Origin of the sequence: uncultured Candidatus Puniceispirillum sp. (assembly GCF_963979125.1) — a bacterium.
GTDB lineage: Bacteria > Pseudomonadota > Alphaproteobacteria > Puniceispirillales > Puniceispirillaceae > Puniceispirillum.
Genome location: NZ_CAXBVX010000006.1, coordinates 30,880 through 47,591, shown reverse-complemented (window position 1 = coordinate 47,591; position 16,712 = coordinate 30,880). Strand labels below are relative to the sequence as shown.

General features: G+C 47.2%; 14 protein-coding genes. 4 read left to right on the top strand and 10 right to left on the bottom strand.

The annotated features are described in order from the left end of the window. Together ABNT28_RS01700 and ABNT28_RS01695 are read right to left on the bottom strand one after the other, a co-directional pair. The coding region (locus ABNT28_RS01700; protein ID WP_348720911.1) for a glutathione S-transferase N-terminal domain-containing protein at positions 1–582 on the bottom strand (582 nt) is incomplete at its 3' end. Between the two features lie 25 nt (positions 583–607). Continuing rightward, the gene (locus ABNT28_RS01695; protein ID WP_332924788.1) at positions 608–1,114 is read right to left on the bottom strand and encodes a HugZ family protein; all 507 of its coding nucleotides are present in this window, start codon (positions 1,112–1,114) and stop codon (positions 608–610) included. Between the two features lie 123 nt (positions 1,115–1,237). Between ABNT28_RS01695 and ABNT28_RS01690 the strand changes: the two genes are divergently transcribed. Then, positions 1,238–1,891, top strand: coding sequence for a DsbA family oxidoreductase (locus ABNT28_RS01690; protein WP_332924789.1), 654 nt, complete (start codon positions 1,238–1,240; stop codon positions 1,889–1,891). A 17-nt stretch (positions 1,892–1,908) separates the two neighbouring features. On the opposite strand, the gene mfd is transcribed toward ABNT28_RS01690, so the two are convergent. Next, on the bottom strand, positions 1,909–5,364 hold the full coding sequence (gene mfd / locus ABNT28_RS01685) for a transcription-repair coupling factor (RefSeq protein ID WP_348720910.1): 3,456 nt from the start codon (positions 5,362–5,364) through the stop codon (positions 1,909–1,911). 7 nt (positions 5,365–5,371) lie between these two features. Continuing rightward, positions 5,372–5,635 carry a succinate dehydrogenase assembly factor 2 gene (locus tag ABNT28_RS01680; RefSeq protein WP_332924791.1) on the bottom strand — a complete coding sequence of 88 codons (264 nt, stop codon included), beginning with the start codon at positions 5,633–5,635 and terminating at the stop codon, positions 5,372–5,374. A 222-nt stretch (positions 5,636–5,857) separates the two neighbouring features. Here ABNT28_RS01680 and recG point away from each other — a divergent pair, with 222 nt between their 5' ends. Then, entirely contained in the window at positions 5,858–7,948 is a 2,091-nt protein-coding gene (gene recG / locus ABNT28_RS01675) for an ATP-dependent DNA helicase RecG (RefSeq protein ID WP_348720909.1), read from the top strand. Between the two features lie 64 nt (positions 7,949–8,012). Here the strand turns inward: recG and ABNT28_RS01670 are convergent, their stop codons facing one another. Then, positions 8,013–8,747, bottom strand: coding sequence for a DUF502 domain-containing protein (locus tag ABNT28_RS01670; protein WP_332924793.1), 735 nt, complete (start codon positions 8,745–8,747; stop codon positions 8,013–8,015). Between the two features lie 190 nt (positions 8,748–8,937). Here ABNT28_RS01670 and mazG point away from each other — a divergent pair, with 190 nt between their 5' ends. Both mazG and ABNT28_RS01660 read left to right on the top strand, forming a co-directional pair. Next, complete coding sequence (gene mazG / locus ABNT28_RS01665) at positions 8,938–9,762, top strand: nucleoside triphosphate pyrophosphohydrolase (RefSeq protein WP_332924794.1); 825 nt, start codon at positions 8,938–8,940, stop codon at positions 9,760–9,762. Between the two features lie 2 nt (positions 9,763–9,764). Continuing rightward, a complete protein-coding gene (locus ABNT28_RS01660; RefSeq protein WP_348720908.1) occupies positions 9,765–10,373 on the top strand; it encodes a LysE family transporter in 609 nt (202 codons plus the stop codon). 36 nt (positions 10,374–10,409) lie between these two features. Here ABNT28_RS01660 and ABNT28_RS01655 read toward each other — a convergent pair whose 3' ends face one another. The 5 genes from ABNT28_RS01655 to ABNT28_RS01635 all read right to left on the bottom strand — a co-directional run bounded on the left by ABNT28_RS01655 (position 10,410) and on the right by ABNT28_RS01635 (position 16,653). After that, positions 10,410–11,234: an inositol monophosphatase gene (locus ABNT28_RS01655; RefSeq protein WP_332924796.1), complete on the bottom strand. Its 825-nt coding sequence runs from the start codon at positions 11,232–11,234 to the stop codon at positions 10,410–10,412. Positions 11,235–11,276: 42 nt separating this feature from the next. Continuing rightward, positions 11,277–11,540 carry an RNA chaperone Hfq gene (gene hfq, locus ABNT28_RS01650; protein WP_332924797.1) on the bottom strand — a complete coding sequence of 88 codons (264 nt, stop codon included), beginning with the start codon at positions 11,538–11,540 and terminating at the stop codon, positions 11,277–11,279. Positions 11,541–11,648: 108 nt separating this feature from the next. Next, positions 11,649–13,028, bottom strand: coding sequence for a Trk system potassium transporter TrkA (trkA, locus tag ABNT28_RS01645; RefSeq protein ID WP_332924798.1), 1,380 nt, complete (start codon positions 13,026–13,028; stop codon positions 11,649–11,651). Continuing rightward, the gene (locus ABNT28_RS01640) at positions 13,025–14,461 is read right to left on the bottom strand and encodes a sigma-54 dependent transcriptional regulator (RefSeq protein ID WP_348720907.1); all 1,437 of its coding nucleotides are present in this window, start codon (positions 14,459–14,461) and stop codon (positions 13,025–13,027) included. Before ABNT28_RS01640 ends, trkA begins: the two co-directional genes overlap by 4 nt. A 2-nt stretch (positions 14,462–14,463) precedes the next feature. Then, positions 14,464–16,653 carry a PAS domain-containing sensor histidine kinase gene (locus tag ABNT28_RS01635; protein WP_348720906.1) on the bottom strand — a complete coding sequence of 730 codons (2,190 nt, stop codon included), beginning with the start codon at positions 16,651–16,653 and terminating at the stop codon, positions 14,464–14,466. Between the last annotated feature and the right edge of the window lie 59 nt (positions 16,654–16,712).

Below are 16,712 nucleotides of genomic sequence, written 5' to 3'. Positions count from 1 at the left end.
CCTGTCAAAGCGCGATGATCCTAAAAAAGCCTGTAACCACCGATGTAAATCTGGCCATGCCTGCGCATCAAACCATTCAATATCAGCAATACGAAATTGCCTCAAAAAGGGCAGACTTGCAAAATCAAGCAATCCCATTTTGGCACCCGACAAAGCAGGTTGCCTAGACAAAATCTTATCAAGCTCGGTAATAAACACAATGCCCGCATCACGATGCGTCAGGGCCGCATCAACGTCATAACGGCTGGCATATTTGTAGCGGTCAAGATCGGTCTTGAACGAGCCATCCAGCCGATCAAAAAATTGTAAAACATAAGCAGGGTTTTCATGCCAGACATTCAACCAGCCATCAGGATCATTACGCCCTAATGCCCAAAACATGATCTCACGGCTTTCTTCCAGGACCTTGCCATCATCACATTGCAAAACAGGCACTGTCGCCTTTGGTGAGACCGAAATAAACACATCTGGCTTATCACGTAACAGAATTTCACGAAGCTCGACTTGTTGTTGGCTAGAAACGATGGCCAACCGTGCACGCATAGCATAGGGGCAACGCCTAAAACTCCAAAGAATAGGCATCATCATTTCCTTTGCTCTATTCCAATTATGCACTGCGCAAGTGCGAAACAATTTCAAAATTTGCCCCTTGCACTTCAAAGGCTTTGGCAAACCCTAACACAAGAACACCCGAAAATGGCTCAAGTCTTAGCATATGAAAATCGGCAAAGTCACGGATCAAGCCCATAGTCGAACCAAAAGCAGCTTCAAACTTATCGCAAAGCAAAGGAAAACTGGCATCATCGCGCGCAATTTCAACAATATGCGCCGTAAATTTCAATCGGTGCCTTGCCCATATATTTTGGGCGTCAGACTCGTCTTGACATAACATGAACTGCGCTTTTTTTGTTTCAAGCAATACACGAGTATGTTTTGATAAATGACTAGAATATATATATAAATAATTATAATGCCTGATAAAAGGTGCTGTGCCAATTTCAGGTATCTTATCCGCCAGAGAGGTTGTTACAATCAGACTCTTACAGTTCAACAAACGATCTCGATCACGCTTGATTCCAGCATGATCTAATGCGGGCATTTCATTTTTGTCCATTATCACCTCATTCGCATTGCAAAAATTTTACCTTGCCGCAAAAGACAGACGCACCTTACCATCTCCCTAGCTGGATTTCCACGTGCACTTATATAATTGAGGGCAACCTTTGAGGCATTATCAATGACTGAAATGACCAACATGTCCACCATGTCCAACAAGACCGTCCATGTTGATGTGGAAATATACGCAGACATTGTCTGTCCTTGGTGTTTTATTGGCAAACGTCGCCTTGATGCTGCCTTTGCAAGACGACCTCATATTACCCCACACTATATTTGGCGTTGTTTTTTACTTAATCCAAACATGCCTACCGACGGTATGAACCGTCAGGCCTATTTACATGCCAAATTTGGGGACTCAGCGCAGGCGGTCTATGGTCGCATCGCCGAAGCTGGACTTGATACAGGCATCAATTTTAATTTTGATGTCATTAGCAAAACCCCCAACAGCCGAAATGCGCATAAATTACTGCTGGCAGCTGGGTCAAATAGCCAAGCTCTCAGTGAAAGACTATATTCTGCCTATTTCATTGAGGGGCTGGATATTGGCGATAGTGATGTTCTAGATCGAATCGCCATTGATACAGGGATGACCGACCTGATTAAAACACGGCATGACGTTAGCTATGACCAACAGCTTGAAAATGATCTTTCAAAGGCTCGTCGGCTAAATATGGATGGCGTTCCTTATTTTATTTTTGGCGGCGCATATGCCATTGCTGGCGCACATGAAGCCGATCACTTACTGCCTGCCATTGACGCAACCGCCAGCTAATGATGCTTGTTAATCATTTATAGAAGGGCAACCAACTCCTGCACAATCCCTTTGCATACTGGTGCACGTCCAGAAGCTTGCGGCAAGGTCTGTTTGATAATCAATTTATGATTCCCGCGAAGCTGCACTCTTCCCTGCTGGGCTGCGATCCAGCCAACAAGCTGTTCAGGATTGGCAAATATGTTATCCCGAAATCCAATAGAAAGCCCTTTTGGCCCTGCATCAATTTTTTCGACATTCGACAATTTACATAATTGTTTGAGTTCGATCACTGCAAATAGATTACGTACAGAATCTGGCATGGCGCCAAACCGATCGACAAGTTCCGCCAGAATCGCATCAATATCTGACATATCGTTCAGTCCGGCAATTCGCCTATATAGCGATAATCGCACAGTCAAATCAGGCACATAGGCCTCGGGTATTCGCACTTCCAGACCAAGGTTAATCTGCGGCGTCCATTCGATCACCGTATTTTCACCCTCTTGGTCATCACCTGCTTTGGCCGCATCGACCGCTTGGCGCAACATTTCCTGATATAATTCCACACCGACTTCGCGCACATGCCCTGATTGCTCGTCACCTAGCAGATTGCCTGCACCGCGAATATCCATATCATAAGATGCCAGCGTAAATCCGGCACCTAGGGTATCAAGTGTCTGCATAACTTCCAGCCGACGCCGCGCTTGTGGCGTCAGAATACGGTTTGGATCCGAAGTCAAATAAGCATAGGCACGTTGCCGCCCTCGCCCAACGCGTCCACGTAGCTGGTAAAGCTGTGAAAGACCAAACATATCAGCACGATGAATAATCATTGTATTTGCCGATGGAATGTCGATGCCAGACTCAACGATATTGGTCGATAGCAGAATATCAGCTTCACCATCAGCGAATTTTGTCATCACATCATCTAACTCAGCCGCTGGCATTCGGCCATGCGCCGACAAAATGCGCGCATCAGGCACTAGTTTGCGAACGCGGTCATAAACCCGTTGCAGATCATCAATTCGCGGACATACGACAAATATTTGACCGCCTCGGAATGTTTCACGAAGAATCGCCTCACGCAGAACAACACCGTCCCATGGTCCGACAAAGGTTCGCACAGCCAACCTATCGACTGGCGGTGTTGCGATTAACGACATTTCACGAACGCCAGAAAGTGCCATCTGCAAGGTACGCGGGATAGGCGTTGCTGATAAAGTCAGCACATGAATGTCACCTCGCATTTCCTTGAGACGCTCTTTCTGGCCAACACCAAAATGCTGTTCTTCATCAACAATCAGCAATCCAAGATTGTTGAATGACAATGATTTAGCCAGCAAAGCATGTGTACCGATAACAACCTGCACATCGCCAGACGCAAGATCCTCTTTAATCTGCTTGGCATCACTTGGGGACGTCATGCGTGATAACACGCCAAGCTTAAGCGGGAATCCGGCAAATCGTTCGGCAAATTGTTTACCATGCTGACGCGCCAACAAGGTTGTTGGTGCCACCAACGCAACTTGATACCCTGCCATTGCCACAATAAATGCCGCCCGTAATGCAACTTCTGTTTTACCAAAACCAACATCACCACAGATCAGCCGATCACTCGCCTTGCCTGATGCAAGATCATCAACCACATCTTGAATGGCATTAAGCTGGTCATCCGTTTCGACAAAGCTAAAACGGTCACAAAATTCGGCAAATAGCCCGTCAGTCGCAACCAGTGGTTCCGCATTAGCAGTATGACGTTGCGCTGCAATCTTAATCAACTGCTCTGCCATAATTCGCACGCGTCCCTTGATACGTGCAACGCGCGCCTGCCATGCAACACCACCAAGCTTGTCTAGCTGTGAGTCACCGCCCCCACTGCCATAACGTGAAAGTAATTCAATATTCTCAACCGGAAGATAAAGCTTATCTCCACCATTATAAACAAGATGCAGGCAATCATGATCGCCGCCAGCACTATTGATGGTAACTAAGCCGTCATAGCGGCCTATGCCATGTTCGGCATGCACAACCAGATCACCTGTTTCAAGCGCACTGACCTCACGCAAGAAGTCATCCCCCTTGCCACGCTTTGATTGTGGCCGTGACAAACGTTGGCCAAATATATCTGCCTCAGCGATAACCAGAATATTGTCACTTTGAAAACCAGCATCAAGAGACCAGATGATAATATGAATACCACCTACCTTTGCACTGTCTAACCTGTTAATTCGTGCAACGCACCCTGCCCCCATCTGCTCGCTAATCAATTCATCTAGACGGACAGCCGCGCCTTCACTGGCCGCAGCTATAACAATCGGACGTCGCTGACCAGCCTGCTCAGCACGCATGGCTTCTACGGCCTCTACCACTGCGCTCTGGCCGCTGGCCAGTGCTGAGGGGAAGGTTAACCCTGGACGCCCACCAGCATCCACATGCTTGCCGCCGCCATCAGGCGCAGCAAAGCGTTGCAAACTACATACACGCTGTTCTGCTGAAAGACGTTCCAATTCATCCGCACCCAGATAAAGAGCCTTATTATCAAGCGGCCGATAGGGACTGCTTCCGTCATCGCCATTATCAGCACGCGCCTCATAAAAATCTGCAATCTGCTCAAAACGTGCCGCGCTTGCTGCTTGTGCTTCATGATCAAGAATGATCGGCCAGTCTGGGCAATAATCGGTCAGCCGAGACATTTCCGGATGGAACAAAGGCAACCAATGTTCGATACCCGGATGCATGCGTTCTGCCGAGACTGACTCATACAATGCATCGCGGCTTGCCGTGGCACCAAATTGAGCCAGATAGCTGGTACGAAACCGCTCAACAGTTTGACTGTCCAGTCGAAATTCAGCCACAGGATGTAAAGTCAAACTTTCTACTTTATCAATGCTACGCTGGCTCGACGCATCAAAGCTTCGCATTGTCTCAATCTCATCACCAAAGAAATCAAGGCGAATGGGATTAGAATGGCCTGGTGGAAACACATCAACAATACCACCACGAACGGCAAACTCGCCTGTTTCCCGCACCGTGTCAGTCCGGAGATACGCATTATTGACCAGAAACGTCGCCAGCACCGAAGGCTCAATTGTTTGTCCAACAGTTATGTGAAGCGAACTTTCTGCAAAATAGCTTTGCGGTGGCACCCTTTGAAGAAAGGCATTTACCGTTGTCAGCACAATGGTATTTTCGGTTAATTCTGCCTGTGAAGACGCCAACCTTGCCAAAGCTTCAATCCGTTGCCCTACCAGCGCGCCTTGGGGGGATAACCGGTCATAGGGAAGACAATCCCACGCCGGAAACACCAAAATATTTAATGATGGTGCCAAACGAACCAAGGCATCGCGCATCAAAGCCAGTCTTGCATCATCACGTGCCACATATAAAATGCGGCCATTGGCTTCGGCAAGCGTGGCCACTGCCAACATATGCGCACCGTCAGGACAGCCCCATAAAGAGCTATCTAAATCTATCTTATTTAGAAAATTCATTTACTTACTATGCTTTTTTAAACTTTTTAATAAGCTGGAAAACGCGCGTATCATATTGTGGTGGGACAGGTTCCTTTCCCATCACCCATGCGTAGATAATTGGATCCCCGACATCAAGCAAAGCTTCAAAATCATCAAGTTCATCATCGTTTAAATCTGGCAAATACGCCTTGGCAAAATGCCCCAGCAACAGATCTGTCTCTTTCATACCAGTATAGCTGGCCTGATAAATCAGACGACGAGCGCGATTGGAAAGCATTTCTGATGACATCTTAAACTCACTCACTTGTTCCGGACGGAATCATTTAGTACACGCACATGCCATAGCATGAAACACGCATGCACTGCAAAGCCTTGCACAGTTTTTCGAGATGGCGTCAGGCCCACATTTATAGATGTATATATGGATGGCATATCTTTTGAAACAAGGCGACGAATGCGCTAAGCTAATGTCACCGGACAAAGAAAACGTTCCGGACTAGCAAGGAAAATAATGGTGCATCCAAAGCGACCACAAGAACTGTTTCAGCTTTTCGCAGCAACCACGTCTTTGCCAGGCGTTGGCGCCAAACTTGCCTCAATTCTGGAAAAGCGGATCGGTAGCTATGTGATCGATGTCTTGCGGCATCTGCCTATTGGCGTTATCGACCGTCGCCAGAAACCACCTCTTGACGCTGTTATTGATGGCGCAATAGCCACCTTTGATATTGTCGTCGTCAAGCATGACAAGCCCCCACGTGGCGTTCGTCGGCCATGGCGCGTTTTTTGCCAGAATGACAGCGGATCAATAGAACTGGTTTTTTTTCATGCGCGTGATGATTACGTCCAGCGGCTTTTACCAGTTGGCGAGCGTCGTATTATCAGCGGGCGCACCGAAATTTTCAATAACCGTGTACAAATGGCACACCCTGATTACGTGGTAAAACCAGATGATGTGGCAAGTATGCCCGAGATTGAGCCTGTCTATCCCCTCACTGCTGGCCTGACACCCAAAGTTCTACGCCGTGCCATAACTGCGGCACTGGCAACCTTGCCGGCTCTGCCTGAATGGATCCCATCTTCAATCATGGCCAGTCAGAACTGGCCCGATTTTGTCACCGCCATGCGCAGTGTTCATGCACCGCAAAGCGAGGCTGATCTTCTACCAACCAGCCCAGCCCGTTCACGACTGGCATTTGACGAGTTGTTGGCCAATCAAATCGCACTCACCATGGTTCGTCAACAAGCTGCTGATACGGTGCCGGGACGTATATTCACGGGAACAGGTAAGCTATCCACGGCACTTATCGATAGCTTGCCCTTTAGCATGACCAATGCCCAGATTAATGCGATTACCGAAATCAAATCTGATCAGGAAACCGATAAACGCATGTTACGGATGCTACAAGGCGATGTTGGCTCTGGTAAAACACTCGTTGCGTTGGCGGCAATGTTGCATGTCGTTGAAAGTGGTGCACAAGCGGCCTTGCTGGTACCTACCGAAGTGTTGGCACGCCAGCATCATCAAAGCCTGAACAAGATGCTTGAGCCCATTGGCAAAAGCGCTAGCCTATTGCTGGGACAGGGGCGAGCCGGAACCGGACGCAAAGATACGCTTACTGGCCTTGCTGATGGCACAATTGATATTGTTGTTGGTACACATGCGCTTTTGTCCGAAAATGTTGCTTTTGCCGATCTTGGTCTTGCTGTTGTTGATGAACAGCATCGCTTTGGTGTTCGCCAGCGCCTTATTCTGGGGCAAAAGGGGCATGGTGTAGATGTGCTTGTCATGACAGCCACCCCGATACCACGTAGCCTGGCCATGACCGCCTATGGTGATCTTGAACAATCTAGGCTTGATGAAAAGCCAGCTGGCCGACTGCCAATTGACACGCGGGTTGTGCCAAATGACCGACTTGGTCAGGTCATTGACGGTATCCAGCGCGCCCTTGATGCTGGCAAACGCGCTTATTGGATATGCCCACTTGTCGAAGAATCTGACAAGCTTGACATCGCCGCCGCCGAAGAACGCTTTGCCAGTCTCGTTCGCGCTTTACCCACACATCAGGTCGCGCTTGCACATGGTAAAATGAAAGCTCCTGAACGTGACAAATCCATGCAGGCATTTCGTGATGGAAACGCCCAGCTTTTGGTCGCGACAACTGTTGTCGAAGTCGGTGTTGATGTTCCCGAAGCTAGTATAATGATTATTGAGCATGCCGAACGTTTTGGCCTTGCCCAATTACACCAGTTACGTGGCCGTGTTGGACGGGGTACTGACAAATCAAGCTGTATTTTGCTCTATGCCTCCCCTATCAGCGACACGTCCCGAACAAGACTAACGGTCATGCGCGACACAGAAGATGGGTTCGTCATTGCTGAAGAGGATTTAAAATTGCGCGGTCCTGGGGAATTTCTGGGGCAACGCCAATCTGGTGTGCCCGAATTCATTCTTGCGGATCTAGGCGCGCATGGCGACCTGCTTTCCCTTGCCCGCGCCGAAGCACGGCGAATGGCCCCGGATAGCACAGCTTTTGCTCACAGCGATATGTTACTAAGCCTGTTTGAACGCGATAGCGCTGTGCGCTATCTTGCTGCGGGCTAAAACCAAAAGACTAAACCCAAGGCAAAACCTAGCCATTATTAAACACAGTGTTTTTGGCTAGTTTTTAACGTTTTTTGCTAGCCACCTTTTGAGCAGATGCCTTTTTGGTGACTGTTTTCTTCTTCGCAACTGCCTTTGTTGACGCAGTTTTCGTCACGCGTGCTTTTTTGGGTGCAGCTTTTTTGGAGATTTTCTTGCCACCACTGCGATCAGGCGGCGTCACAATACCACCAGACACGACCATCTTGACCGCTTCTTCGACTTCCATTTCAAGGAATTCAATTTCCTTTTTCGGGCAAAACAACAAAAATCCAGATGTTGGGTTAGGCGTTGTCGGGATAAAGACATTAACCATATCATGGTCAATCAGCCTATCGACCTCACCCTTTGTATTGCCCGTGACAAAACCAATGACCCATAACCCCTTGCGCGGATATTCAACCAGCACAACTTCGCGAAAGGCATCTGATTGTGCTGACACCACGGTTTCCAGAATTTGCTTTATCGCCCCATAGATTGAACGCACAACCGGCATACGATTCAGCAATGACTCACCAAAATTAATAAGCCAACGCCCTATAAATCCAGCGGCAAGCGCACCAATGATTGTGATTAGCGCGAAACCAATCAGTAATCCAATGCCCGGAATTTCACTATAAGCAGTCTCAGCAAAATGCGGCAGTAAATTAGCCACTTGGCCATCAATGATCTCAATCGCCGACCAAGTTATGTAAATTGTTAACAAAACCGGCGCTGTAACAACCAGCCCGGTGAAAAACCATGATCTAATGCGTCCCATTTTAATCTCCTACATGATCCATATAAACAGTTACAACGCTTGCTCACACAGTAATATACTTAATAAACATCTACCTATTTGTGCATCATCGTATTACATAAAAGTAATAGCTAGACATAGAAATATTATAAATTTCTGACAATAGGTTATTCAGCTTGGTCTGACTGATAACGACTGTTACGATGCCATCATGTCTAAAGCAAGTACCGAATTTGATCATCTCGTCGAAATCATGGCACGTCTGCGCAATCCTCAAAACGGTTGTCCTTGGGATGTGAAACAGACTTTCGAAACTATCGCACCTTATACAATCGAAGAAGCCTATGAAGTAGCAGATGCAATTCATAACGGCACGCGTGAGGATATTCGCGACGAATTGGGCGATTTATTACTGCAAGTTGTTTTTCACGCCCGCATAGCCGAAGAAGAAGGCAGTTTTAATGTTGCTGATGTTGCCCGCGGTGTCAGCAACAAAATGATTAACCGTCACCCGCATGTCTTTGCTGATGACGCACATTCTGATGCCTCTTCACAACAACCTCTAGACGCCGACGGACAGAAAATTAACTGGGAGGATATCAAGGCTGAGGAGCGCGCCCAAAAAGGAAAAATAGGCGTGCTTGACGATGTAGCTGTCGGGCTTCCACCTATGTTGCGTGCGCTCAAACTGCAAAAGCGCGCCGCCCGTGTCGGTTATGACTGGGAACATATCAATGATGTATTCGCCAAAATGGATGAAGAAACCGCTGAATTAAAAGCAGAGTTGGCCGCCGAAGCACCCGATATAGACGCGATCAAAGATGAGATTGGCGATATTCTATTTGTTGCAGTAAATTTAGCACGCAAAGCAGGCATTGATCCCGAGACGGCTTTGATGGGATGCAACCAAAAGTTTGAGCGTCGGTTTAGATATATCGAACAAAAAGTTGAAAATACTAATAAAAATATAAATGATGTATCTTTGGATGAAATGGAGTCTTTCTGGCAGGATGCCAAAAAACTGGAGAGTGGTTAAAGATGACAATCACACATCTTATTGCCTTTAATATTACTCTTTTAGCTGCGTTGGCCAGTCCTGGGCCAGCTTTTCTTGTTGCCGTTCGCACCGCATTGAACACAAATATGTTTACTGGTATTGCGCTTGGGATGGGGCTTGGACTTGCGGCATCCATGTGGACATTACTGGCGTTACTGGGGCTGGAAAGTATTTTCTTTTTAGTACCTTGGGGATATACCGTGGCGAAAATATGGGGTGCTTTGTATCTGTTCTTCATCGCGTGGGTAACGTGGAAAAACGCTTCAATGCCTATCAAAGACATGTCCAAAGCACATATCAACGCCTTTCGTCATGGGGTTCTAATCAATCTATCAAATCCGAAATCAGTTCTATTTGCTGCTGCTATTCTGGTTGTGATTTTTCCACCTGACATGACCACCAAAGAGATAGCACTGGTAATTACAAATCATTTCGCTGTTGAGGTCATATTCTACGCAGCCCTCGCCTATATAATGAGTTCCACTGCCGCTCGTAAAATATATTTACAAGCAAAAACATACCTGGATAGAAGTGTCAGCGTGATACTTGTATCACTTGGCCTCAGCTTGATATTTCAGAAAGACGACTAGTCGAGTGATGACATGTTAGCGGCAATGTCTAAGCATCTATTCACCACGCCATATTTCACGATTAAGCTGATCCCAAACAGCTTTAGACGAGGCCACCATAAAAGCTTCGTTATAGGCAGCGTTAAAGGGACGCCCATCAACTGACATACCTGCAAACGCACCTGCTTCACGGCACAAAAGATCAACTGGTGCATGATCCCAAGGTGTACAGTTCCCATGCATGATAAAATGTATTTCACCTGTGGCGAGCTTCATCGCCAATACCCCCGCACAGCGCAAATTAATTCGGTTCTCTATACGTTTGACACGCTCAATAAATTCACCCCGAAATGGCGGTTTGAGAAATTTAGTACTACCTTCACCCACCAGTTGCTCAAGTTGTGGCGATGTATTACAGACAAAAATCTGGGTTAAATTATCACCCTTGATCTGAAAGGCGCCAGCCCCAGCCTTGGCGTAGTAAAGCGTCTCTTCCAATGGATGCCAAAGCCATGCGCGCTTGGGAACACCATCTTCCAGCAACGCCACCATCATGCAGAAATGATTTTTGCCATGAACAAAATTATGCGTGCCGTCAACTGGGTCAACTGTCCAGGCTAGTCCGGTTCCTGCTTGATCACGCAGACTAGGGTTTTTGGCAACGGCTTCTTCGCCAACACAGGCACCCTTTTGTAAAGCAAGCAAACGTGGGGTAAGCCATTCTTCGGCCTCACGGTCTGCAACAGTAACCAGATCATCCGGACCAGACTTGGTATCAATCTGTCCATCCACCAAATTACGGTAACGTGGAAGCACAAGTTCGACGGTAGCCTGATGCATAAGTATGGCAACCTGCTGGGCAAAAGTATCAAAAGCGGTCATTAAAAATGCTCTTTACGGGTTGGTAATTACCAAAGATTTGGTTCAGTCTTGATCGGCAACATCGTCATCAATATCGTCAAATCCATGAAGCTGGATAGGCATAGACGGCATGATCGTTGAAATGGCATGCTTATAAACCAACTGAACATGTTGATCACGTTTGAGCAGAATTGAAAAATTATCAAACCATGTGATTATACCCTGCAATTTAACACCGCTAACCAGAAAAACGGTTACCGGGGAATGTGATTTGCGGATACTGTTGAGAAATACTTCCTGAAGATTTCGGCTCTTATCTGCGGCCATTTTTATCCTCCCTCTTTTTCTCCAACCTACCCTCTTAAACATGACTTCACAATGCCAAGCTTAACGATAACTGACAATTATGTATAATTTTTGGATGTGTTTATTGACCTAGAAGAAATCGAGTCGCACCGAAAGCATCTTTTCGACTTGCACGATTTTGCCTCGCTCGGCAAAAATAACAACCGTATCACCAGCCTCGATCACACTATCGCCACGGGCAGAAATGACTTTGTCATTCCTTACGATACCCCCAATCGAAATTCCTTTGGGTATCTTGGCTGTGCGCAAGGGTTTGCCAACCAACAGAGATGACGGCAACGCTTCTGCTTCAAGGACTTCGCCAAGGTCTTCAATAATCGGATGTACATCACGTATCCGGCCACGCCGGACATGCTCAAGAATCGACGAAACAGTGATTTGTGATGGATTGATTACCGCATCAACACCCAAAGTGCCAACCAACGGAATAAAGCCGGGCATATTCACCAATGCAACCGCATGTTTGGCGCCCGTACGCTTTGCAAGTAACGCTGACAGAATATTCACTTCATCGTCCTCGGTCACCGAAACAAAGGTCTCGGTTGTGTGGACACCAGCTTCCTTTAGGATTGATTCATCAAGCGCATCTCCATGAATGATGCCAGTGCCTTGGAGTTCTTCGGCAAGCTCACGCGCCCGATTATTATCCATTTCGATCAGTTGTACCTGAGTATTCGAAAAATTGTTTTCAATCTCGCGCGCCAACATAAGGCCAATATTACCGCCACCAGCAATCACAACAGACCGCGCTTCGGGTTCTTCATGACCAAAGGCAGCCATAGCACGATCAAGATGAGTGCTGTCACAAACGAAATATATCCGATCCCCAGCATGCATTTGCTCGACGCCGCGACGAGGCAGGATAACGGCATTATCACGAATAATGCACAGAACTGTCATGGCTAGGTCAGGAAACAGATTAGTCAGATGCCGCAAGGGCGTGTCACGCACAGGGCTATCATCGGTACATAGGACCCCAACCAGATTCATCTTGCCATCACAAAGGTTTTTGATGTCAAACGCACCAGGTACACGCAGCTGGTTACTTACTGACGCAGACACCTCTGCCTCAGGTGAAATAATATGATCAATCGGCAAATGAGCTGGACTATACAGATCAGCATAATTTTCATCGAGGTAAGAGCTACCCCTTATACGAGCGATTTTTACAGGCGTATCGAAGATAGTGTGTGCCACCTGACACGCAACCATATTCACTTCATCAGACTCAGTCACCGCAATCAACAATTCGGCATCGCGCATACCAGCTTCATTCAACCTATCCGGATGCGACGCTACACCAATCACACCAGTCACATCATGTTGGTCAGTGATACGTTGGATATTTTCGGCTGAAGCATCAATAACAGTAACATCATTCTGCTCTTCAGACAGATGCCCCGCAATCGCGCTTCCAACAAGCCCTGCACCACAAATCACAATTTTCATGAAGGTGCTCCCTTTTCACTATCTTTGGCGCGCGATGTGACTGCTGTTTCGGCCGCATCCATATTATCTATGTTCAGCGCTTTCAACTTTCGATGCAACGCAGACCGCTCCATACCAACAAAATTCGCCATACGCGATATATTACCATCAAACCGGCGCAATTGCGTAGCCAGATAAACCCGTTCGAAATCTTCCCGCGCATTTCGCAAAGGCAGTGAAAACATTTCATCAAGGCCCGATCTCGAACTGCCACGGGGTATATTCTGAATATCCGCAGGAAGCAAGCTTAGCCCTACTGGGTCACGACGGTCAGGCGGCGCTAAAATCAGCATACTTTCGATAGTGTTATGAATTTGCCGGACATTACCTGGCCATTCATAACCTTGCATAGCTGCTAAAACTTCATCAGACAATTTGATCGGGGGTACACCAAGCCGATCAGCTATTTTTTTGACAAAATGCTTGGCCATAAGGGGAATATCCTCACGCCGTTCTGCCAGCGGCGCTACATTTAACGATACAACGCCCAGCCGATAATAAAGGTCTTCGCGCAAACGTCCTGCTTGAATTTCCGCTACCAGATCACGGCTAGATGCCGAAATAACCCTTACATCGACGACGACCTCGGCATTACCGCCTATGCGCCGGAACCTTTGTTCGGTGACGGCACGAACAATTTTACCTTGTGTTTCCAACGGCAAATCGCAGATTTCATCGAAATAGAGCGTTCCTTCATGTGCTTGCTCGAACAGCCCGACTATGCGCCGGCTTGTTTGCATGCTTTCCGAACCAAACAATTCGGCATCAACCCGTTCAGGGGCCAATCGTGCGCAATTTGCGACAACAAATCGACCTTCACGGCGTTGCGATTGATCATGTATGACGCGAGCGGCAAGTTCCTTACCACTGCCCCCGGGGCCATTAATTATGACACGGCTTGCTGTAGGTGCAATTTTGCTGATTGCCTGACGTGTTACGCGCATCGCCTGTGAATTACCTATAAGTTCAGGCGCCATATCTTCACTGATACGGGTACGTAATTCGGCGTTTTCCTGTGTCAAGCGGGTGGTTTCAAGCGCGCGTTCAACCATCAGAACAAGGCGGTTTTCCTTAAATGGTTTTTCGATAAAGTCATAGGCACCTTGGCGGATCGCCTGCACCGCCGTTTCAATCGTGCCATGCCCTGAAATCATCAATACGGGCAAGTCGGGATAAACTCCCTTTGTCCATTCCAATAATTGGAGACCGTCCATATCCGAATCACGCATCCAGATATCAAGAATTGCTAACACCGGTGGCCGACTTAGCAAAATATTACGCGCTTCATCTGCATTCGCAGCTGTTTTCGTCTGATACCCTTCATCTTCCAGCGTCATACTCACAAGCGAGCGGATGTCGCGTTCATCATCAACGATTAGAATTTCACCAGCCATCTCTAACGTCCCAGATTTTTGCCGCTACTTTGGGCGTCGTTATCACTTGGAAAGGTCAGCACAACAATAGCACCGCCCTGAATATCATTTTTCAATGTCAGCGATCCGTTATGATCTTGAACAATTTTTGAAACAATCGCGAGTCCAAGTCCGGTGCCTTTTTCACGCGTTGTCACATAAGGCTCCAGCAAATCGTCCAAATTCATATCGGGAAAGCCAGGTCCGTTATCTTTGATCATAACATTGATCTCGCCATCACTATAAGCCAGCGATATATGTATCTCTGGTGTGGCAACATTATGTTCGTTCAGGCTGTCTTTGGCATTTTGCAACAAATTCGTGATTGCCTGTCTCAATAATCCAGCATCACCCAAAATTGTGAATGATACCGTCTCATCACGTTCATAATTATACGAAACCTCATCGCTGGCAAAAAGGTCTATCTGCCCTTCCACCAATTCGTCCAGCTTAACCGTTTCCATAGTTGGTTGTGGCATACGGGCAAATGATGAAAATTCGTCAACCATGCGGCCTATATCATCAACTTGGCGTGAAATGATTGTCACATATTCCTCAAAACGATCAGCTTCGACAGCATCCTTGGGTTTGAATTTTCGAAGCAATCTGTCAGATGCAAGCTGAATAGGCGTTAATGGATTCTTGATTTCATGCGCAATACGCCGGGCAATATCAGCCCAAGCGGCTTTTCGCTGAGCTGTTAATAGATCAGTTACATCGTCAAAGGTCACAACATAACCAATAATACGATCATCAACCCGTTCACTTGCGATCCTAGTGCGCAAGGTCAAACGGCTTTTTGCACGTTCTAGAACCACCTGCTCTTCTATGAAACGGCGTCTTTTTTGTCCAACAATCGATAAAAGGTGCGTAAATTCAGGCACCAAACTTTCCAGCTTTTTACCTATCATTTCGACATCGGTCAGTCCAAGAAGCTTGCGCGCCGCAGCATTAGGCAGGTTAATGCGCCCATCTTTATCAAGGCCGATCACACCTGATGATACGCCGCCCAGAACAGCTTCGGTAAATTCACGTCGGCGGTCAATTTGCATATTGGCCTGAACAAGTTGCTGTCGGCTTCGTGCCAACTCGTCCAGCATATTGTTAAAAGACAGACCAAGTCGTGAAATTTCATCAATTCCGGCTCCACTTGGAACACGCTCGCGCAAATCCCCGCCTCGAACCTTATCAGCAACATTGATTACCGCCGAAAGCGGCCCAATGATTGCGGTTGCCAGGTTTAATCCAACCCACAGCGCTGAAATCAACAGCAACAACACCACGACACCAAACAAAACCGCAAAACTAAGTTGCAAATCAAATTGCTGAATGCCTAGCCGCTGATAATCTGATGCTGCCAGTCTTGTTCGGTCAACGGCCGCCAGAACATTCTGGTCAATGAAACGTCCAACCAGCAAATACGCATCAATATAACTATTCAACTTGACCACAGCGCGGATTTTATTTGTATCGTCAGCGCGCAGGACGACAACTTCACCATCGCGGGCTTTCTCAACCCAATCATCATCAAGATTTGTGAACGTAACCGCAAAGGCAAAGCGTGATTTTGCTATGACCTCACCAGTACCATCAATAATGATAGCTTCCGACAAATTGCGCAACGCTGTCTGATTACTCAGATATTGACCCATAATGTCTCTATTACCGCCAAGCTTGAGCGCTTCACGATTAACATCATTCGCCATCGTCAGCACATCACCAGTCACCGATTGGGCATGCTCTTGAAAATAAGAGTCCGCAACCTTGACCGACTCGTTGATGGCAACGGAAATCCTGTCAGCAAACCATCCACGTAATGAATAATCGACAACAAACAGCGAGAACAATGCAATAATCAGAACTGGCAATGTCGTGATGCCGCCAAATAGCACCGCAAGACGCCAATGCAACTGATGCCCTGCCACCTGTTGGCGGCGTTCGGCCCATAGTTGCATAACATGACGAACGACAAAATAACCAAGCACCAGCAAAGCAACAACATCAATGGCTAGCAGCAACTTCAGCGCGCGTGGCCCCTCAGAAAGATAATCAACACGCGAGAGCGTAAAGGCTGTTGCCGCGCCCATGCATACGGTGAACAGAATTGATATATAGGCAAGACGGTCCTCACTGAACAGTCGCCGACTTATCTGTGATTGTTTATCAGCACTCATCACGTGATCCTGCAACACAGCACTTGGATAAACGTCCATTTGGATATTTGAAAATAGCC